The 18,628-nt window shown below is 74.1% G+C and carries 16 protein-coding genes, 1 pseudogene and 1 riboswitch; of the genes and pseudogenes, 8 read left to right on the top strand and 9 right to left on the bottom strand.

Annotated features, from left to right (window positions below):
• Positions 1–70: 70 nt before the first annotated feature.
• On the bottom strand, positions 71–946 hold the full coding sequence (locus ACIGW4_RS04990; protein ID WP_399578525.1) for an alpha/beta fold hydrolase: 876 nt from the start codon (positions 944–946) through the stop codon (positions 71–73).
• A gap of 96 nt (positions 947–1,042) precedes the next feature.
• The gene (locus ACIGW4_RS04985; RefSeq protein ID WP_359586730.1) at positions 1,043–1,483 is read right to left on the bottom strand and encodes a MarR family transcriptional regulator; all 441 of its coding nucleotides are present in this window, start codon (positions 1,481–1,483) and stop codon (positions 1,043–1,045) included.
• A 92-nt stretch (positions 1,484–1,575) separates the two neighbouring features.
• Between ACIGW4_RS04985 and ACIGW4_RS04980 the strand changes: the two genes are divergently transcribed.
• Together ACIGW4_RS04980 and abc-f are read left to right on the top strand one after the other, a co-directional pair.
• On the top strand, positions 1,576–1,923 hold the full coding sequence (locus tag ACIGW4_RS04980; protein WP_359586729.1) for a DoxX family protein: 348 nt from the start codon (positions 1,576–1,578) through the stop codon (positions 1,921–1,923).
• 117 nt (positions 1,924–2,040) lie between these two features.
• A pseudogene (gene abc-f, locus ACIGW4_RS04975) lies at positions 2,041–3,636 on the top strand (ribosomal protection-like ABC-F family protein); the annotation flags it as partial.
• A gap of 550 nt (positions 3,637–4,186) precedes the next feature.
• Here the strand turns inward: abc-f and cobN are convergent.
• On the bottom strand, positions 4,187–7,792 hold the full coding sequence (gene cobN, locus ACIGW4_RS04970) for a cobaltochelatase subunit CobN (protein WP_399578522.1): 3,606 nt from the start codon (positions 7,790–7,792) through the stop codon (positions 4,187–4,189).
• A gap of 40 nt (positions 7,793–7,832) precedes the next feature.
• Positions 7,833–7,968, bottom strand: a riboswitch (cobalamin riboswitch).
• A 79-nt stretch (positions 7,969–8,047) separates the two neighbouring features.
• Here cobN and ACIGW4_RS04965 point away from each other — a divergent pair.
• From ACIGW4_RS04965 to cobJ, 3 genes are read left to right on the top strand one after another with little or no spacing between them, the layout of a single operon-like run.
• The gene (locus ACIGW4_RS04965) at positions 8,048–9,367 is read left to right on the top strand and encodes a cobalamin biosynthesis protein CobG (RefSeq protein ID WP_399578685.1); all 1,320 of its coding nucleotides are present in this window, start codon (positions 8,048–8,050) and stop codon (positions 9,365–9,367) included.
• Entirely contained in the window at positions 9,364–10,026 is a 663-nt protein-coding gene (locus tag ACIGW4_RS04960) for a precorrin-8X methylmutase (RefSeq protein ID WP_398708118.1), read from the top strand. The genes ACIGW4_RS04965 and ACIGW4_RS04960 overlap by 4 nt, the downstream gene beginning before the upstream one ends.
• A complete protein-coding gene (gene cobJ, locus ACIGW4_RS04955; RefSeq protein ID WP_359586726.1) occupies positions 10,023–11,519 on the top strand; it encodes a precorrin-3B C(17)-methyltransferase in 1,497 nt (498 codons plus the stop codon). The genes ACIGW4_RS04960 and cobJ overlap by 4 nt, the downstream gene beginning before the upstream one ends.
• 109 nt (positions 11,520–11,628) lie before the next feature.
• Here the strand turns inward: cobJ and ACIGW4_RS04950 are convergent, their stop codons facing one another.
• Entirely contained in the window at positions 11,629–12,354 is a 726-nt protein-coding gene (locus tag ACIGW4_RS04950; RefSeq protein WP_398708116.1) for a cobalt-precorrin-6A reductase, read from the bottom strand.
• A 12-nt stretch (positions 12,355–12,366) separates the two neighbouring features.
• Between ACIGW4_RS04950 and ACIGW4_RS04945 the strand changes: the two genes are divergently transcribed.
• Both ACIGW4_RS04945 and ACIGW4_RS04940 read left to right on the top strand, forming a co-directional pair.
• On the top strand, positions 12,367–13,494 hold the full coding sequence (locus tag ACIGW4_RS04945; RefSeq protein WP_398708114.1) for a cobalt-precorrin-5B (C(1))-methyltransferase: 1,128 nt from the start codon (positions 12,367–12,369) through the stop codon (positions 13,492–13,494).
• A 41-nt stretch (positions 13,495–13,535) separates the two neighbouring features.
• Complete coding sequence (locus ACIGW4_RS04940; RefSeq protein ID WP_399578519.1) at positions 13,536–14,102, top strand: GNAT family N-acetyltransferase; 567 nt, start codon at positions 13,536–13,538, stop codon at positions 14,100–14,102.
• Here the strand turns inward: ACIGW4_RS04940 and ACIGW4_RS04935 are convergent.
• Positions 14,087–14,767 (bottom strand): hypothetical protein, encoded by a 681-nt coding sequence (locus ACIGW4_RS04935; RefSeq protein ID WP_398708110.1) that lies wholly within the window; start codon positions 14,765–14,767, stop codon positions 14,087–14,089. The two genes, ACIGW4_RS04940 and ACIGW4_RS04935, sit on opposite strands and share 16 nt — an antisense overlap.
• A 93-nt stretch (positions 14,768–14,860) precedes the next feature.
• Between ACIGW4_RS04935 and ACIGW4_RS04930 the strand changes: the two genes are divergently transcribed.
• Positions 14,861–14,935 carry a 50S ribosomal protein bL37 gene (locus tag ACIGW4_RS04930; RefSeq protein WP_099895366.1) on the top strand — a complete coding sequence of 25 codons (75 nt, stop codon included), beginning with the start codon at positions 14,861–14,863 and terminating at the stop codon, positions 14,933–14,935.
• A gap of 63 nt (positions 14,936–14,998) precedes the next feature.
• On the opposite strand, the gene cobM is transcribed toward ACIGW4_RS04930, so the two are convergent.
• From cobM to ACIGW4_RS04910, 4 genes are all read right to left on the bottom strand, one after another.
• Complete coding sequence (cobM, locus tag ACIGW4_RS04925; RefSeq protein ID WP_399578516.1) at positions 14,999–15,748, bottom strand: precorrin-4 C(11)-methyltransferase; 750 nt, start codon at positions 15,746–15,748, stop codon at positions 14,999–15,001.
• Entirely contained in the window at positions 15,745–16,980 is a 1,236-nt protein-coding gene (cbiE, locus tag ACIGW4_RS04920) for a precorrin-6y C5,15-methyltransferase (decarboxylating) subunit CbiE (protein ID WP_399578514.1), read from the bottom strand. The genes cobM and cbiE overlap by 4 nt, the downstream gene beginning before the upstream one ends.
• A 52-nt stretch (positions 16,981–17,032) precedes the next feature.
• On the bottom strand, positions 17,033–18,238 hold the full coding sequence (locus tag ACIGW4_RS04915; protein ID WP_399578683.1) for an RNA-guided endonuclease InsQ/TnpB family protein: 1,206 nt from the start codon (positions 18,236–18,238) through the stop codon (positions 17,033–17,035).
• A gap of 203 nt (positions 18,239–18,441) precedes the next feature.
• Positions 18,442–18,582, bottom strand: coding sequence for a DUF6126 family protein (locus ACIGW4_RS04910; protein ID WP_398708106.1), 141 nt, complete (start codon positions 18,580–18,582; stop codon positions 18,442–18,444).
• Positions 18,583–18,628: the final 46 nt, after the last annotated feature.

Genomic DNA, 18,628 nt, shown 5'->3' with positions numbered 1-18,628 from the left:
CGTACTCCGCTAGAACAATGCAATCGCCGCGCCGCCGGCCCGCTCCCTTTCCCTTCTCCGGAGGAACGCCTCAGACCCGCTCGCCGTCCAGGGCGGCGCGCAGGGCCTCGGCGAACTCCGCCGGGGCGCCGTGCTGTCCGAACTCGCCGCCCAGGAAGCCGCCGTGGTGGCTCGGGAAGACGGCGAGCGGGCTGCCGAGTCCCTCGGCGATGGCGACGGCGGCGCGCGCGGCGAACGTCCCCTCGGACTCCTTCCCCGCGGCGACGACGATCCGGGTCGGCGCGGCGCGCAGGGCGGTGAAGTCGGGGCGGTAGGAGGTGCAGCCGCGCATGTTCTGCCCGAGCAGCGGGTCGCCGCGCGAGCCGTCGTCCTCGGCCGGCAGGCCGAACGCGGCCGGGTCGGGCGCGGGCTCCTCGGCCCAGTCCGCCGGGATCTCGCCCGTCCGCATCGTCAGCGCCAGGAACTTGGCCATCGCGGGCCCCCAGCCCTCCCGCAGATAGGTCGCGTGGACGTCGGCGCAGACCCCGAGGGCCGCCTCCCGGTCCGGGACGACCTGGGCGGTCGGCGGCTCGTGCGCGACGAGGGTGTGCACGAGGTCGCCGCGGCGGGCCACCAGGGCGAGGGCGTTGACGGCGCCGCCGCTGCTGGCGAAGACGTCCACGGAGCCGGCGCCGAGCGCCTCGATCAGCCGGGCCAGGTCGTCGGCGTGCTCCTCGGGGAGCGTCTCCGCGGCGCCGTCGGTGCGCTCGCTGCGGCCCACTCCGCGCGGGTCGTACGTCACGACGGTCCGGTCGGCGAAGTGGGAGGCGAGCGTGGTGAAACCGCTCGCGTCCATGGGGGAGCCGATCAGCAGCAGGGGTCGCTCGTCGGGCCCGGTGCCGGGACGCACGTCGTAGCGCAGGGTCGCGCCGACGGTCTCCAGGGTGCGGGTCTCGGTCTCGGCCATGGTTCTCTCCTCCGGGGTGGAACGGTCATGGGGTAGACCGCCCGCACTCTCGGAAGTCATCGCCGAGGACGAACCTTTTTTCTTTTCTCCTGGCGACTACTCGCCACACTCGTGGACGGCCGGGTCCACGACGACACGGTTCAACAGGCCGCGCAGGAGGGCCTGTTCCGTCTCGGTGAGGTCGCCGAAGAGCTCCCGCTCGGCCTCGCGCACGGCCTCGTCGACGCGCTCCAGGGCGGCGGCGCCGGCCGGGGTGATCTCGACGATGTGGCGGCGCCGGTCGGCCGGGTCACGGCGGCGCTCGGCGAGCCCGGCCGCCTCCAACTCGTTCAGGATCGCGACCAGTTGGCTCGGGTCGATCTCCATCGCGACGGCGAGCTCGCGCTGGCTCGTGGCGCCGGGGGCGAGCTGCATCAGCGTCATCGCGTTGCGGGGGTGCAGTCCGGCGACGCCCAGGGCGGCGCGGATGCGCGCGCCGGTGAGCTCTCCGCGGAAGGAGAGGAGGAAGCCGAGGCGGTCGGTCGGAAGAGCTGCCATGTCGTCCACCGTAACAACAAGCCAATTGTGGAGCGAGATAAATCGTTGTTACCCTTCAACGGTTGTCGTCCCCAGACCATTGGAGCACCTCCATGTTCATCGCCTACGCCGTCGTGGCGGGCCTGCTCGCCCTCGCCTCCCTCGGCTCCGCCTTCATGACCTTCACCAAGAACCCGCAGGTCGTCGGCAACATGACCAAGGTGGGCGTCTCGGAGGGAGCGCTGCCGTGGCTCGCGACCGCGAAGGCGGCGGGCGCGCTCGGCCTGGTCGCGGGGCTCTTCGTTCCGGCGCTCGGCCAGGCCGCGGCGGCGGGCCTGGTGCTCTACTTCGCCGGCGCCGTCATCTCCCACCTGCGCGTGAAGGACTTCGAGCTGGCACCGGCGGCGGTCCTCACCCTGGTCTCGGCGGCGGCCCTGGTCCTGCGCATAGCCTCCGCCTGACACCCCCCTCCGACAAAACGAGACGTCTCGTCTTGCAAGGCCTCCCGCCATGCCGTACTCTCACCGAAACGAGACGCCACGTCTCGCGACTGTGTCCCCGACGGCAGGAGGTCGCCCTTGTTCCGTGCCCGATTCATCGACGTCACCCGGCGGTACGACGACCGGCACGTCCACCGCCGGACCGTCCTCGACCGCGTCTCGTTCACCGTCCGCCCCGGCGAACGCCTCGGCGTCGTCGGCGACAACGGCTCGGGCAAGTCCACCCTCCTCCGGCTCCTCGCCGGCCTGGAGACCCCGGACAACGGCACGGTGACCGTCGAAGCCCCCGGCGGACTCGGCCACCTCGCCCAGACCCTCGACCTCCCCGCGGACGCGACCGTCGGCGACGCCGTCGACCACGCGCTCGTGGAGATACGGGAGCTGGAGCGGGCGATCCGTACGGCGGAGGCGGAACTGTCCGCCACGGACACCGGCACCGGCACCGCTCCGGACGCCGCCCTCGCCTCGTACGCGGAACTGCTCGCCGCCTACGAGGCGCGGGCCGGCGCCGAGGCCGACCGGCGCGTCGAGACCGTCCTGCGGCGACTCGGCGAGCCCGGCCCGCTCGACCGGGACCGGCCGCTCGGAACGCTCTCCGGCGGGCAGCGGTCCCGGCTCGCCCTCGCCGGCGTCCTCGCCGCCGACCCCGAACTGCTGCTGCTCGACGAGCCGACGAACGACCTCGACGACGAGGCCGTGACCTGGCTGGAGGAACGGCTGCGCACCCACCGGGGCACGGTCGTCGCCGTCTCCCACGACCGCGCCTTCCTCGACCGCGTCACCACCGCCGTCCTGGAGGTCGACGAGGACCGCCACACCGTGCGGCGGTACGGCGACGGCTACCGCGGATACCTCACCGGGCGCGCCGCCGAACGGGCCCGCCGACAGCGGGAGTACGAGGAGTGGAAGGAGGAGCTCGCCCGGTACCGGGCCCTGGCCGACACGAACATCGACCGGTTCTCGGCGATCCCCCGCAAGGCCCCGGCGGCGTTCAGCGGGGCGGGCGCCTTCCGGGCCCGGTCACGGGCGCACGGCGCGATGAGCAGGATCCGGGCCGCCCGCGAGCGGCTCGCCCGGCTCGCCGAGCACCCCGTGCCACCGCCGCCCGAGCCGCTCCGCTTCCGCGCGGACCTGGCGGGCGAGGGCGCGGCGGTCGACCTGACCGGCATACGGGTCGACGGACGGCTCCACCTGGACGCCCTGCACCTGGAGCCGGGCGGACGGCTCCTCGTGACCGGCCCCAACGGCGCCGGCAAGACCACCCTCCTGAAGGTGCTCGCGGGCGAACTCGCCCCGGACGCCGGCACGGTGCGGGCACCCGCCCGGGTGGGGCTGCTCCGGCAGGACATGGCCCCGCCCACCGACCCCCGTACGGTGAGCGAGGCCTTCGGCGAGGAGCGCGCGGAGGAGTTGCTCTCCCTCGGACTCTTCGCCGCCCGGGACCTGACGGTCCCGGTGTCCCGCCTGTCGGCCGGCCAGCGCCGCAGGCTCGAACTGGCGCGGCTCGTGACCGCGCCGGCCGACCTGCTGCTCCTGGACGAGCCGACCAACCACCTGGCGCCGGGGCTGGTGGAAGAACTGGAGGCGGCGCTGGCGGGCTATCGGGGCACGTTGGTGATCGTCAGCCACGACCGCCGCCTGCGCTCCGGCTTCCGGGGCCACCGCCTCGAACTCCGCCCGCCCACCGAGCGGTGCCCCACCGTTGTGACCGCGCCCGCGGGGCGGTGCCCCACCGTTGTGGCCGCGCCCGCCGGGGCGGCGCCCCCCGTTGTGGGCAGTCGCTCCGCCGGGACGGCGCCCACCCCCGCGCCCCCCGTTGTGGGCTGCGCCCGCCGGTGCGGTGCCCCCGCCCACCCCGTTGTGGGCAGTCGTTCCGCTGGGGCGGAACGGGTGGGCACAACGGACCCGCGCCCTTGCCGGGCCTAGGCTCCCGCGCCCTGACCCGCGCCTCAGGTGCACCGCGCTCGTGGTGCGGGTCCAGGCGCGGAACGCGGAGGCGCCGCTGAGGGCGCCGTCCCGTGTGCCCACCCGTCCCGCCCCAGCGGGACGATTGCCCACACGGCGGGTGGGAACCGCCCCGCCGGACGCGGCCCGCACGGGCAGGGGGCAACGCCCAGCACGGGCGCGGGCCCCACACGCGGGGGCACCGCCCCGGCGGGCGCGGGCGCAGCCCGCACGGGCGTGGCGGGGCGCCGTCCCGCAGGGCTCGGCCCGGGTGTGGGGACTAGTCGTCGGACTCCAAGTCGCCCTCCGTCTCCAGGAACACCCGCCGCAGCTCCGCCAGCGTCTCCGGATCCGGCTTCTCCCACATGCCCCGCGACTCCGCCTCCAGGAGGCGTTCCGCGATGCCGTGCAGGGCCCACGGGTTGGCCTCCTTGAGGAAGGCCTGGTTCGTCTCGTCGAGGACGTACTCCTGGGTGAGCTTGTCGTACATCCAGTCGGCGACGACACCCGTCGTGGCGTCGTACCCGAAGAGGTAGTCGACGGTCGCCGCCAGCTCGAACGCGCCCTTGTAGCCGTGGCGGCGCATCGCCTCGATCCAGCGCGGGTTGACCACGCGCGCCCGGAAGACCCGGGAGGTCTCCTCGACCAGCGTCCGGGTGCGGACGGTCTCGGGGCGGGTCGAGTCGCCGATGTACGCCTCGGGGGCGGTGCCCGTCAGCGCGCGGACGGTCGCGACCATGCCGCCGTGGTACTGGAAGTAGTCGTCGGAGTCGGCGATGTCGTGCTCGCGCGTGTCCGTGTTCTTCGCGGCGACCGCGATCCGCTTGTACGCGGTCTCCATCTCGGCCCGCGCCGGCCGGCCTTCGAGGCCCCGGCCGTAGGCGTAGCCGCCCCAGACGGTGTAGACCTCCGCCAGGTCCGCGTCCGTGCGCCAGTCGCGCGAGTCGATCAGCTGGAGGATGCCCGCGCCGTACGTGCCGGGGCGGGAGCCGAAGATGCGGGTGGTGGCGCGCCGTTCGTCGCCGTGCTCGGCGAGGTCGGCCTGCGCGTGGGCGCGGACGTGGTTGTCCGCGGCGGACTCGTCCTCCAGGCCCGCCACCAGCCGTACGGCGTCGTCGAGGAGGCCGATGACGTGCGGGAACGCGTCGCGGAAGAAGCCCGAGATGCGCAGCGTCACGTCGACGCGCGGGCGGCCGAGCTCGGCGAGCGGGATGGGCTCCAGGCCGTTGACCCGGCGGGAGGCCTCGTCCCACAGCGGGCGGACGCCGAGGAGGGCGAGCGCCTCGGCGACGTCGTCGCCGGCGGTGCGCATCGCGCTGGTGCCCCACAGGGAGAGGCCGACGGAGGTCGGCCACGAGCCGTTGTCCTCGCGGTAGCGCGTCAGCAGCGAGTCCGCGAGCGCCTGGCCGGTCTCCCAGGCGAGCCGGGACGGCACGGCCTTCGGGTCGACCGAGTAGAAGTTGCGGCCGGTCGGCAGGACGTTGACCAGGCCCCGGAGCGGGGAGCCGGACGGGCCGGCGGGCACGAAGCCGCCGTTCAGGGCGTGCACGGCGTGGGCCAGCTCGTCGGTGGTGGCGGCGAGGCGCGGCACGACCTGGAGGGCGGCGAAGGACAGCACCTCGCGGACCTCGGGGCCGTACGCGGCGGCGACCGTGTCGATCGCGTCCACCGCCCAGTCGGCGGCCTCCATCGCCTCGACCAGCTCGCGCGCCTTCGCCTCCGCCTCGTCGGCGGTGGTGCGGGTCGCGGCCGACTCGTCGAGGCCGAGGGCCTCGCGCAGGCCGGGCAGCGCCTGCGTGCCGCCCCAGATCTGGCGGGCGCGGAGGATGGAGAGGACCAGGTTGACCCGGGCCTCGCCCTCCGGCGCGCCGCCGAGAACGTGCAGGCCGTCGCGGATCTGGGCGTCCTTGACCTCGCACAGCCAGCCGTCGACGTGCAGCAGGAAGTCGTCGAAGCCGTCGTCCTCGGGCCGCTCTTCGAGCCCCAGGTCGTGGTCGAGCCTGGCGGCCTGGATCAGGGTCCAGATCTGGGCGCGGATGGCCGGGAGCTTCGCCGGGTCCATCGAGCTGATCTGCGCGTACTCGTCGAGCAGCTGCTCCAGGCGGGCGATGTCGCCGTACGAGTCGGCGCGGGCCATCGGCGGCACCAGGTGGTCGACGAGGGTGGCGTGGACGCGCCGCTTGGCCTGGGTGCCCTCGCCCGGGTCGTTGACGAGGAACGGGTAGATCAGCGGGATGTCGCCGAGGGCCGCGTCGGGGCCGCAGGCGGCGGACAGGCCGGCGTTCTTGCCGGGCAGCCACTCCAGGTTGCCGTGCTTGCCGAGGTGGACCATGGCGTCGGCGCCGAAGCCGCCGTCCTCGGCGCGGGCGGCGATCCAGCGGTAGGCGGCCAGGTAGTGGTGGGACGGCGGGAGATCGGGGTCGTGGTAGATCGCGATCGGGTTCTCGCCGAAGCCGCGCGGCGGCTGGATGAGGATCAGGAGGTTCCCGCGCCGCAGGGCGGCGAGGACGATGTCGCCCTCCGGGTTGCGGGAGCGGTCGAGGAACATCTCGCCGGGCGCGGGGCCCCAGTGCTCCTCCACCTGCTCGCGGAGTTCGGCGGGCAGCGTCGCGTACCAGCGCTTGTAGTCGGCGGCCGGGATGCGGACCGGGTTCTTCGCGAGCTGCTCCTCGGTCAGCCAGTCCTGGTCGTGGCCGCCGGCCTCGATGAGGGCGTAGATCAGCTCGTCGCCGTCGCCGGAGACCAGGCCGGGGAGGTCTTCGACGGGCCCGAAGTCGTAGCCCTCGGCGATCAGACGGCGCAGGAGCGCGACGGCGGAGGCGGGGGTGTCGAGGCCGACGGCGTTGCCGATGCGGGAGTGCTTCGTCGGGTACGCGGAGAGGACGAGCGCCAGCTTCTTCTCGGCGTTCGGGATGTGGCGGAGCCGGGCGTGCCGGACGGCGATCCCGGCGACGCGGGCCGCGCGCTCGGCGTCGGCGACGTACGCGGGCAGACCGTCCTCGTCGATCTCCTTGAAGGAGAAGGGGACGGTGATGAGCCGGCCGTCGAACTCGGGCACGGCGACCTGGCTGGCGGCGTCCAGCGGGGAGAGGCCCTCGTCGTTCTCCTCCCACGCGGACCGCGAACCGGTCAGGCACAGGGCCTGGAGGATCGGCACGTCGAGCGCGGCGAGCGCGCCCGCGTCCCAGGCCTCCTCGTCGCCGCCGGCCTGGGCCTCGGCGGGCTTGGTGCCGCCGGCGGCGAGGACGGTGGTGACGATCGCGTCGGCCGTACGGAGGCGGTCGAGCAGCTCCGGCTCCGGGGCGCGCAGGGACGCCACGTACAGCGGGAGGGCCCGGGCGCCGGCGTCCTCGATCGCCCCGCAGAGGGCGTCGACGAAGGCGGTGTTCCCGCTCATGTGGTGGGCGCGGTAGTAGAGCACGGCGACGGTCGGGCCGGTCGCGTCGGCCCCGGGGGTCCGCTCCAGGGGGCCCCAGGTGGGGGCGGCGGCCGGGGTGTCGAAGCCGTGGCCGGTGAGCAGGACGGTGTCGGAGAGGAAGCGGGCCAGCTGCTCCAGGTTGGCCGGGCCGCCGTGCGCCAGATAGGCGTGGGCCTCGGTGGCGACGCCGATCGGGACGGTGGAGGCCTCCATGAGCTGGGCGTCGGGGGCCTGCTCGCCGCTGAGGACGACGACCGGCTTTCCGGCGGCGAGGACCGTGTCCAGGCCCTCCTGCCAGGAGCGGACGCCGCCGAGGAGGCGGACGACGACCAGGTCGGCGCCGTCGAGGAGGGCCGGGAGGTCGGCGAGGGGGAGGCGGGCGGGGTTGGCGAAGCGGTACTCCACCGGACCTCCGGCCGCGCGGGCGCTGAGCAGGTCGGTGTCGGAGTGCGACAGCAGCAGGAGCATGGCGAGCTCAGGCCCTTCCTCGGGGTTGTCCGCGCCCCGGGTGGTCGTGTGGACGGCGGGAGTTCCTGACTCACCGCCCCCGAACGGACGGGGGCAGCTCACAGTGGCGGGACCGCGCCGGATTCTCACCGGGCTTCCTCCCCGGGGTCCTGGGACCCCATGCCGATCTGCATCCTAGATCGTGCCGTCTCCGGGCCGGGGGGAACCGGGGAGTCGGCCGGATCACACCCGGTGGTCAGCCGGTTCCCCGTGGGTATGCTCGCCGCCATGCCGCCCACCCCACCCCCGACGCCCGAACCGGGCGAAGCTCGCATACGGGACCGTGGCGACGCCTGCCCCGGGGCGCTGCGCCTGCACCCCGCCGACGACGGCCGCCTCGCCCGACTGCGCCTGCCCGCAGGCAGGTTGACGGCGCGTCAGGCCGATCTCCTGGCCCATGCCGCCGAGTCCCTCGGCGACGGGCGGATCAGCATCACCTCGCGCGGCAACGCGGAGCTGCGCGGTCTCGGCGAGGGCTGCGGGGCGGACCTGGCGGCTCTCCTGGCCGGGGCCGGCCTGCTGCCCTCCCCCACCCACGAGCGCGTCCGCAACATCGTGGCCTCGCCCGGCGCGGGACTCGACGGACTCGGCCACGCGGACGTGCAGTTGTGGGCGCGGGCCCTGGACGCCGCCCTGTGCGCCGAGCCCCGGGCCGCGTCCCTTTCGGGACGTTTCCTGTTCGTCCTCGACGACGGACGCGGGGACGTCGCCGGACTCGGCGGCGATGTGAGCTTGATCGCAGGACCGGAGGGATCGGTCCTGCTGCGGCTCGGCCCGGAGGCCTTCCGCCTCGCCGCCGAAGACGACGACACCGCCGACGGCGACACCGCAGCCGACACCGCCGTCGTCCCCGCGTCCGCCGGCGTCCCCGCGACCGCCGTCGCCGTACGGGCCGCCCTCACCGCCGCCCTCGCGTTCCTCGACGCCGCCGAGGCCGCCGGAAACGGGGCCTGGCGGCCGCGCGAACTGCCCGACGGGCACGTTCCCGACTGGGCCGGGGCCCTCGCGCGGGCCGGGATCACGGCGGAGCCCGTACCCGTACCGCCGCTTCCCGCCTCCCCGCCGCCCGCGCCCGGACCGCTCGGCGAGCGCGCCCTGCACGTCCTCGCCCCCCTCGGCCGGCTGACCGCGGCGCAGCTGCGGGCCCTGGCCGACGGCGCCGACGAGCTGCGGTTCACGCCCTGGCGCGGAGTGGTCGCCGTCGGGGCCCGCGCCGACCGGCTGCCCGACCTGGAGGCGCACGGCCTGGTCACCCGGCCCGACCTGCCCTCCGTCGGGGTCAGCGCCTGCACCGGGAGGCCCGGCTGCGCCAAGTCCCTCGCCGACGTCAGGACCGACGCCCTCGCCGCACCCGCGGGGCCGCTGCCCGTGCACTTCTCCGGGTGCGAGCGCCGCTGCGGGCACCCGCACGGCACCTGGGTCGACGTCCTCGCCACCGGCGACGACACCTACCTGGTGGACGGCGTCCCCACCCCCCGTACCTCCCTGCCCGAAGCAGTGACCACGGCCCGCAGCCTGCCGACCCACACGAGATGAGCGAGAGCAACAGGATGTTCGACTACGAGAAGGACGGGACGGAGATCTACCGCCGGTCCTTTGCCACGATCCGCGCCGAGGCGGACCTCGCGGGCCTGCCCGCCGACGTCGCCCAGGTGGCGGTCCGGATGATCCACGCCTGCGGCATGACCGACCTCGTGCAGGACATCGCGTACTCGCCGCAGGTCGTCGCGAACGCCCGCGCCGCCCTCCGCGACGGCGCGCCCATCCTCTGCGACGCGCAGATGGTGGCCAGCGGCGTCACCCGCAAGCGGCTGCCCGCCGACAACGAGGTGCTCTGCGCCCTCTCCGACCCGGCCGTGCCGGGCCTCGCCGCCGAGCTGGGCACCACCCGCTCCGCCGCCGCGCTCGAACTGTGGCGGGACCGCCTCGAAGGCTCCGTCGTCGCCATCGGCAACGCCCCGACCGCCCTCTTCCACCTCCTGGAGATGATCGCGAAGGGCGCGGGGAAGCCCGCCGCCGTCCTCGGCATCCCGGTCGGCTTCATCGGCGCCGCCGAGTCGAAGGACGCGCTCGCCGAGAACACCCTCGGCCTCGACTACCTGGTCGTACGGGGCCGGCGCGGCGGCAGCGCGATGACGGCCGCCGCGATCAACGCCCTCGCCCACGAAGCGGAGATCCAGGAGATCCAGGCATGACCACCGTGACGCCCGGCAAGCTGTACGGCGTGGGCCTCGGCCCCGGCGACCCGAACCTGATGACCGTCGCCGCCGTGAAGGCGATCGCCGAGGCCGACGTCATCGCCTACCACTCGGCCCGCCACGGCCGCTCGATAGCCCGCTCCATCGCCGCCGAGCACATCCGCGAGGACCACGTCGAGGAGCGGCTGATGTACCCGCTCACGGTGGAGACCACGGACCACCCGGGCGGCTACCGGGGCGCCCTGAACGACTTCTACGAGGAGGCCTCGGCCCGCCTCGCCGCCCACCTCGACGCCGGCCGCACCGTCGCCGTCCTCGCCGAGGGCGACCCGCTCTTCTACGGCTCGTACCAGCACATGCACAAGCGGCTCGCCGACCGCTACGACACGACCGTCATCCCCGGCGTCACCTCGGTGAGCGCCGCCGCCGCCCGGCTCGGCGAGCCGCTGTGCGAGGCGGAGGAGGTCCTCACGATCATCCCCGGCACCCTGCCGGAGGACGAGCTGACGGCCCGCCTCGCGGGCACCGACTCGGCGGTCGTGATGAAGCTGGGCCGCACGTTCCCGACGGTGAAGCGGGCCCTGGAGCGGGCGGGCCGCCTGGACGACGCGCGCTACGTGGAGCGGGCGTTCATGACGGGCGAGCGGACGGAGCGGCTGGCGGAGGTCGACCCCGGCTCCGTCCCGTACTTCTCGGTGGCCGTCCTCCCCTCCCGCATCGACCAGGAGCCTCCCGTACGGGAACGGGGCGAGGTCACCGTCGTCGGCACCGGGCCCGCCGGGGCACCCTGGCTCACCCCCGAGTCGCGCGGCGCGCTCGTCAACGCCGACGTCCTCGTCGGCTACACCACCTACCTCGACCGGGTCCCCGTCCTGCGCCCCGGCCAGATCCGGCACGGCTCCGACAACAAGGTCGAGTCCGAGCGCGCCGAGTTCGCCCTCGACCTGGCCCGGCGCGGCCGGAAGGTCGCGGTCGTCTCCGGCGGCGACCCGGGGGTCTTCGCCATGGCGACGGCGGTCCTGGAGGTCGCCTGCGAACCGGAGTACGCGGACGTGCCCGTACGGGTCCTCCCGGGGGTGACCGCGGCGAACGCGGCGGCAGCGGCGGCGGGCGCCCCGCTCGGCCACGACTACGCCACGATCTCCCTCTCCGACCGCCTCAAGCCCTGGGACGTCATCGAGGCCCGCCTCCGCGCCGCCGCGTCCGCCGACCTGGTCATCGCCCTCTACAACCCGGGCTCCAGGTCCCGCACCCACCAGGTGGCCGCCGCCCGCGACCTCCTCCTCGAACTCCGCGCCCCCGAGACCCCGGTGGTCGTCGCCCGCGACGTCGGCGGCCCGGAGCAGTCGGTCCGCGTCCTCACCCTCAAGGCCCTGGACCCCTCCGAGGTCGACATGCGCACCCTCCTCCTGATCGGCTCCTCGCAGACGCGCGCGGTCGAACGGGGCGACGGGCGCACGATCGCGTGGACGCCGCGGCGGTACGGCTGAGCACCGAGCGTCCTCCGCACCGTGATCGCCGTCGCCACCTCGAACGACCGGATCCGCTGGGACGACCCGAAGCCGAACCGGGTCGAGACCACCGGGCCCGGCACGCCCGTCACCGGGTAGCGACCCAGGCGGCGGCCTCCTCCGGGGTCGCCGCCACCGGGACGCCGGACGGGACCGGCGGGCGGCGGACCACCACGACCGGGAGGCCCGCCTCGCGGGCCGCCGTCAGTTTCGGGGCGGTCGCCGCGCCGCCGCTGTCCTTCGTCACCACCACGTCGATCCGGTGCCGGGCCAGGAGTTCGCGTTCGCCGTCCAGGGTGAAGGGGCCCCGGTCGAGGAGGACCTCGGTGCGGGACGGCACGGGGGCGTCCGGGGCGTCCACCGAGCGGACCAGGAACCACTGCGGACAGGCGGCGAAGGCCGCGAGGCCCATCCGGCCGGTCGTCAGGAAGACGCGGTCGCCCAGACCGTCCAGGGCCGTCGCGGCCTCCTCCAGGGAGCCCACCGAACGCCAGTCGTCGCCCTCCCCCGGGGCCCAGCCGGGACGGCGCAGCGCCAACAGGGGAACATGGGCGGTGGCGGCCGCCCGGGCCGCGTTGAAACTGATCCGCTCGGCGAAGGGATGGGTGGCGTCGATGACCGCGTCCACGGCGTGCCCCGCCATCCACTCCACGAGGCCGTCGACCCCGCCGAACCCGCCGATCCGGACCTCCCCGGCCGGCAGCCGGGGGCTCGCCACCCGGCCCGCGAGGGAGCTGGTGACCCGGACCCGGCCGTGCAGCAGTCCGGCGAGGGCGCGGGCCTCGGTGGTCCCGCCGAGAACGAGTACGTGCACAGGAGCCCCTTCGTGACGTCAGGCGGCGGGCGTGAGGCCCAACTCAAGCACACCGGTCTCCGCCCGGGATGGACGACCGGTGCCTGCGCGACGGCGGCCACCACCGCCGCGTACACCGCGCTGCTCACCGGCGACTTCCCGGACCCGGTGACCATCACGCTCCCGAAGGGGCAGACGCCGTCCTTCGCGCTGACCGCCGAGTCCCTGACGGCCGGTGCCGCCATGGCCGCCGTCGTCAAGGACGCCGGCGACGACCCGGACGTCACCCACGGGGCCGTGATCCGCTCGACGGTACGGCTCCTGCCGCCCGGCTCCGGCGTCGTGTTCCGGGCCGGGGAGGGCGTCGGGACCGTCACCCTGCCCGGCCTCCCCCTGGACGTCGGCGAACCCGCCATCAACCCCGTGCCCCGGCGGCTGATGCGCGAGCACGTCGCCGCGGTGGCGGCCGCGCACCACGCCCCCGGCGACGTCGAGATCACGATCTCCGTCGACGACGGCGCCGAGATCGCCCGCTCCACCTGGAACCCGCGCATCGGCATCCTCGGCGGCCTGTCGATCCTCGGCACGACCGGCGTCGTCGTCCCGTACTCCTGTTCCGCCTGGATCGACTCCATCCGCCGGGGCGTCGACGTGGCCCGCGCGGGCGGCCTCACCCACGTCGCCGGCTGCACGGGATCGACGTCCGAGCGGACCGTCACCGGGATCTACGACCTCCCGGAGATCGCCCTCCTCGACATGGGCGACTTCGCGGGCGCCGTCCTCAAGTACATCCGCCGTCACCCCGTCGACCGGCTCACCATCTGCGGCGGCTTCGCCAAGCTCTCCAAGCTGGCCGCCGGCCACCTGGACCTCCACTCGGCCCGCTCCCAGGTCGACAAGGCCTTCCTCGCCGACCTGGCCCGCACGGGCGGCGCCTCCGAGGCCCTCGCCGCCGAGATCGCCGACGCCAACACCGGCCTCGCCGCCCTCCGCCTCTGCGAGGCCGCCGGCGTACCCCTGGGCGACCTCGTCGCCGCCCGCGCCCGCGACGAGGCCCTGTCCGTCCTGCGGGGCGCGCCGGTCGCGGTGGACGTGATCTGCATCGACCGGGCGGGGACGGTCGTGGGGCGGTCGGAGCCCAAGGGCCCGGCGGGGTCGTAATCCGGGCGACAGCGCGGCGGTCGCCCGCCGAGAATCCGGGGATGACCGACTTCTCGCACAAGCCCACCCTCACCGGTGACCTGGTGGTCCTCCGCCCCGTCACCGAGGCGGACGTGCCCGCGCTGCTGCCGCTGTTCGAGGACCCGGAGGTCACCCGGCTGACCGGCGGCCACGTCTCGCACGACGAGGCGGCGCTCCTGAAGTGGTACGGCTCCCGGGGCGCGCAGGACGACCGGCTCGACCTCGCCGTGGTCGAGCGAGCCACGGGGAAGGTCGTCGGCGAGGCCGTCCTCAACGAGTGGGACCCGGACAACGAGAGCTGCGCCTTCCGGATCGCCTTCGTCCCCGACGCCGTCGGCCGGGGCCTCGGCACGGAGGCGACCCGGCTGATCGTCGGCCACGGCTTCGAGGCGCTCGGCCTCTACCGGATCTGGCTGGAGGTCTACGCCTTCAACCCCCGCGCCCGCCGCGCCTACGAGAAGGCGGGCTTCCGCGCGGAGGGCGTCCTGCGGGGCGCGCTGCTGTGGGAGGGGGAGCGGGTGGACGCGACGGTGATGTCGGTGCTGGCGCCGGAGTGGGCGGCCGCGAACCGTCAGGCCGTCGGGTAGCCGATCTCCGCGATGTCCTCGGCCAGGTCGGCGAGCTCCACCTCCGGGTTGAGGGTCGCGACGACCTCGGGCGTGAGGGGGCGCAGGGCCAGGACGTGGCGTACGGCTTCCAGGTCGACCGGGGTCTCGTAGTAGTCCGACGCCCATTCGGCGTACGCCTCCGCCGAGCGGTCCACGAGCAGGTGGAGGAGGCGGCCGGAGCCGTCCGGGTCCTCGCGGTCGTCGCCCGCGTCGGGGTACTCGACCGTGCCCGTGTGCCAGGCCGTGTCCGCCGGCTCGCGCCACAGGCAGGCCGTGGTCACGTGCACCCCGTCCTCGTCCGTGAACGCGGGCTCCGTCAGGTACTCGGCGAACGCCTCCGGCACCCCGTCGAGCACCCCCGGCCAGGTCTGCCCGTCCGCGAGCTCCCCGAACGGGCTCAGCATCGACTCGTGGGCGAAGACGCGGGCGAACGCCCCCGCCTGCGAGAGGACGATCGTGTACTCGTCTCCCTGACCGTCCTTCATGGACGCCAGCTGTTCGCGCTCCGACCAGTGCGCGTCGAAGGAGTAGTAACGGCTCTCCCACTCCGGGCAGAGCACGGCGTCCAGCATCGCGAGCCCTCGGCTGTGGTCGCGCAGTTCCTCGATGCCCGGCAGCGCCCGGGCCACGTCGTAAACGGTCACGGGGCCATTCAAGCCCTTGGCACCGACATGCGGCCCCGCGGCCCCGAACCTAGGCTCTTGCCCAGACAGAGTCCCCGAGCGAGAGGGAGTCCCATGGCGAAGCGCGGCAACAAGAAGCGGGCCCGCAAGAAGAAGAAGGCGAACCACGGCAAGCGGCCCAACGCCTGAGCCGTAGCGACTGCACGGAGGCCGGACCCCCGTAAGGGTCCGGCCTCCGTCGTGTCGTGCGCGTCAGCAGGTGTGGCGGTCCCGCGCCGGGTCGTACAGGTGGCTGTCGCGGAACTCCGACGCCCCCAGCGTGCGGCCCACGATGATGACGGCCGTCTTCGTGATGCCCGCCGCCTTCGTCTGCTCCGCGATGTCCTCCAGGGTGCCCCGCAGGACCACCTCGTCCGGGCGGCTGGCCATCGCGACGACGGCGGCCGGGCAGTCGGCGCCGTAGTGGGGGACGAGTTCGCCGACGACCCGGTCGACGTACCGCGCGGCGAGGTGGAGGACGAGCAGGGCGCCGCTGCGGCCGAGGGTGGCGAGGTCCTCGCCCTCCGGCATGGGGGTGGCCTGCTGGGCGATGCGGGTGAGGATGACGGTCTGGCCGACCGTGGGGACGGTGAGCTCCCGCTTCAGGGCGGCGGCGGCCGCCGCGAAGGCCGGGACGCCGGGCACGACCTCGTACGGGATGCCGGCCGTGTCCAGGCGGCGCATCTGTTCGGCCATGGCGCTGAAGACGGACGGGTCGCCGGAGTGCAGCCGGGCCACGTCCTGGCCGGCCTCGTGGGCGGCGGTGATCTCGGCGACGATCTGGTCGAGGTCCATCTTCGCCGTGTCGACGAGCTTCGCGTCCGGCGGGCACTCGGCGAGCAGCTCGGTGGGGACGAGGGAGCCGGCGTAGAGGCAGACCCCGCACCCGGCGAGGGTCCGCGCGCCGCGCACGGTGATCAGGTCGGCCGCGCCGGGGCCCGCGCCGATGAAGTAGACGGTCATTGCTGTGGAGAACCCTTCGTTACGGACCACTGGGTGACGGGCATGGCCTGGCGCCAGCCGGTGAAGCCGCCCACGGGCACGGCGGTGGAGACGGCGAGCCGGACGAGTTCGCCGCCGTGGCGGCCGTACCACCGGGCGAGGAGCGCCTCGGACTCCAGCGTCACGGTGTTGGCGACGAGCCGGCCGCCGGACGGCAGGGCCTCCCAGCAGGCGTCGAGCAGGCCGGGGGCGGTGAGGCCGCCGCCGATGAAGATCGCGTCGGGGGTCGGGAGCCCGGTGAGCGAGGCGGGGGCGGGGCCGGTGACGACGCGCAGGCCCGGTACGCCGAGGGTCTCGGCGTTGCGGGTGATGCGGGCGGCCCGCTCGGAGGACCTCTCGACGGCGACGGCCCGGCAGGAGCGGTGGGTCCGCATCCATTCGACGCCGATGGAGCCGGAGCCGCCGCCGACGTCCCAGAGGAGTTCGCCGGGGGCGGGGGCGAGGGCGGCGAGGGTGGCGGCGCGCACGTACCGCTTGGTGAGCTGGCCGTCGTGCTCGTACGCCTCGTCGGGGAGTCCGGGCACGGCGCCGAGCCGGAGGGTGCCGGGGTCGCGGGCGCAGTCGAGGGCGAGGACGTTGAGGGGGTCGGTGCGCTCGTGCGGCCAGTCGGCGGCGGTGCCGTCGAGGATCCGCTCGGCGGGGCCGCCGAGCTGTTCGAGGACGCGGACGCGGGTGCCGCCCCAGCCGGTCGTGCGCAGCAGTTCGGCGACCCGCGCGGCGGTGTCGGCGCCTTCGCTGAGCACGAGGAGGCGGCGGCCCTCGTGCAGGGCGGCGGAGAGCGCGGCGAGCGGCCTGGCGACGACGGAGAGGGTCTCGACGGCTTCGAGGGGCCAGCCGAGGCGGGCGCAGGCGTACGAGACGGAGGACGGGTGCGGATGGACGCGGAGGTGGTCGGCGCCGACGGTCTCCGCGAGGGTGCGGGCGATGCCGTAGAAGGAGGGGTCGCCGCTGGCGAGGACGGCGATCGCGCGGCCCCGGTGGGCGGCGAGCAGTCCGGGGACGGCGGGGCGGAGGGGGGAGGGCCAGGCGATCCGCTCGCCGGGGCATTCGTCCTCCGGGAGGAGGCCGAGCTGGCGGGGGGCGCCGAGGAGGACCTCGGCGGCGCGCAGGGCGCGGCGGGCGGTCCCGGGGAGCCCGTCCCAGCCGTCCGCGCCGATCCCCACGACCGACACCACCGATATCGCAGCGTTCACGTCGGGGACTCTACTTGACTGCTTCCCTCCTTGAACGGAGGCAATTCCTGGCTCAGGCGGCCTGGTGGGGCAGCGCCTCACCAGGTCTTATGCCCTCGACGCCAGCAGGGCACAGCCCAGCCCTGACGAGCATCACGCGTGCGGAGTTCTTGTCCCTCGGGGACGATGCTCCGCATGCGGTGCAGGTGTACGTGCGTTCTCCCAGCGGCAGTGCGTGCTTGGCTCTCGCTCCGCACTGCGCGCAGTCCATCGTGGTGTACGCGGGGTGGACAAGGTGCACGGCACGGCCGTGCTTGCGGCCCATCTCGATCAGGGCCTGCTTGGTGGCGCCGATGGCGGCGTCAGCGGCTTTCCTGGCCATGGTCGTCTTGGCGAGGAACTTCGGCCGGAAGTCCTCCACAGCGATCGCGTCGTGGTCACGGACCACACACTTGGCCCACTTGCGTGCAGTATCTTCTCGCCGACGGGCGGCCTTCTTGTACTGCTTGGCACGCAGTTGTTTCGCCTCGCGGTATCCCTTCGAGGCGGCCCGGCCCTTCTTCGGCTTGCGCCGGGCCATCATCCGGTCGTACTGCGCCAACCTCGGCCGGGCCTTCTTGCCGTGCTCGGCGTGCACCAGATCGTGCGCATCGGACGTAGTGGTCGCTGTCTCCGTCACGCCCCAGTCGACACCGATCATCCGACCGGTCGTCGGCAGCGGTTCAACCTGGGCGGGGACGACGAACGAGCAGTACCAGTGCCCGATACCGTCGCGGTACACCCGCACGCTGGACGGATCGGCCGGAAGATCCCTCGACCACACCACCCTCAGCACGATCCCGCCCGCCAGGCGCAGACGGCCGTTCTTGATACGGAATCCACGTCGGGTGTAGTTCAGACTCGGGTCGGTATCCCGCTTCCTCTTGTATCCGGGCATCCCGGCTCGCCGCTGTGTCGGCAGCCGGTCCTTGACGTCCTTCTGTGCTTTGGCGCGGGAGGCGCCGAAGTCACGGATGGTCTGCTGCTGTGGGACCGAAGACCCCTCGCGCAGCCAAGGAGTACGCCGGCGGGCCTGCGTCAGCATCCTGTCGAGCTGCGCTGGACCGCACGTCCCCCTCTCGCCCGTGGCCTTGTTGCGCTCGTACACGTGCTTGGACTTGGCGACGCACTCGTTCCAGACCCAGCGGCACCGGTCCCACTCCGCCAGCAACGCGGCCAGTGCGGTGGACGAAACGCGAAGCCGGTACGTGTACCGGGCCACATCCATGATCGCCCCCATCCCGCAGGTACCCGCCTGACTCGGCCCGTGCGAGACCACGGCCGAGCGTTCCGCGAGCACCGTACGTACGATCACCGCACGCCCGTACTCCGATCACCCCGCCACCACCCCGCTCGGCGACCAGGGGAACATGCGTTCACATCGCGTCACCGATCGGGCACCGCAAGCAAGCCGGTTTCGCGCGGGACGAGGTCGAGTCCGCCTCACCTCTGGGCGTTCTGCCCCACGTAGAAGAGGAGCCAGACGAAGCCGGCGAAGGCGTGGGTGGCGAAGACGTACACGAAGACGCGGAGCATCACGCCCCGCTCCTTCCAGCGCTCACTGTCGTGGGTCTTCTCGGTCACGGGGCCGTCTTCTCGGTCATGCGCTCCAGGGTACGGCGGGCGGAAT

The sequence above is a fragment of the Streptomyces sp. NPDC053513 genome, assembly GCF_044544765.1.
GTDB classification, from domain to species: Bacteria; Actinomycetota; Actinomycetes; order Streptomycetales; family Streptomycetaceae; genus Streptomyces; species Streptomyces litmocidini.
The sequence above is the reverse complement of the archived record's forward strand: the minus strand, read 5'-3'. Positions and strand labels throughout refer to the sequence as shown.

Bases quoted from the DNA above. Each gene is read 5' to 3' on its own strand.
- ACIGW4_RS04965 (WP_399578685.1), top strand. From the start codon at position 8,048: ATGCTCGCCGCCATGCCGCCCACCCCACCCCCGACGCCCGAACCGGGC.
- ACIGW4_RS04990 (WP_399578525.1), bottom strand. From the start codon at position 946: ATGGCCGAGACCGAGACCCGCACCCTGGAGACCGTCGGCGCGACCCTG.
- cobN (WP_399578522.1), bottom strand. From the start codon at position 7,792: ATGCTCCTGCTGCTGTCGCACTCCGACACCGACCTGCTCAGCGCCCGC.
- ACIGW4_RS04960 (WP_398708118.1), top strand. From the start codon at position 9,364: ATGAGCGAGAGCAACAGGATGTTCGACTACGAGAAGGACGGGACGGAG.
- ACIGW4_RS04940 (WP_399578519.1), top strand. From the start codon at position 13,536: ATGACCGACTTCTCGCACAAGCCCACCCTCACCGGTGACCTGGTGGTC.
- ACIGW4_RS04985 (WP_359586730.1), bottom strand. From the start codon at position 1,483: ATGGCAGCTCTTCCGACCGACCGCCTCGGCTTCCTCCTCTCCTTCCGC.
- cobJ (WP_359586726.1), top strand. From the start codon at position 10,023: ATGACCACCGTGACGCCCGGCAAGCTGTACGGCGTGGGCCTCGGCCCC.
- ACIGW4_RS04915 (WP_399578683.1), bottom strand. From the start codon at position 18,238: ATGGGGGCGATCATGGATGTGGCCCGGTACACGTACCGGCTTCGCGTT.
- ACIGW4_RS04980 (WP_359586729.1), top strand. From the start codon at position 1,576: ATGTTCATCGCCTACGCCGTCGTGGCGGGCCTGCTCGCCCTCGCCTCC.
- cobM (WP_399578516.1), bottom strand. From the start codon at position 15,748: ATGACCGTCTACTTCATCGGCGCGGGCCCCGGCGCGGCCGACCTGATC.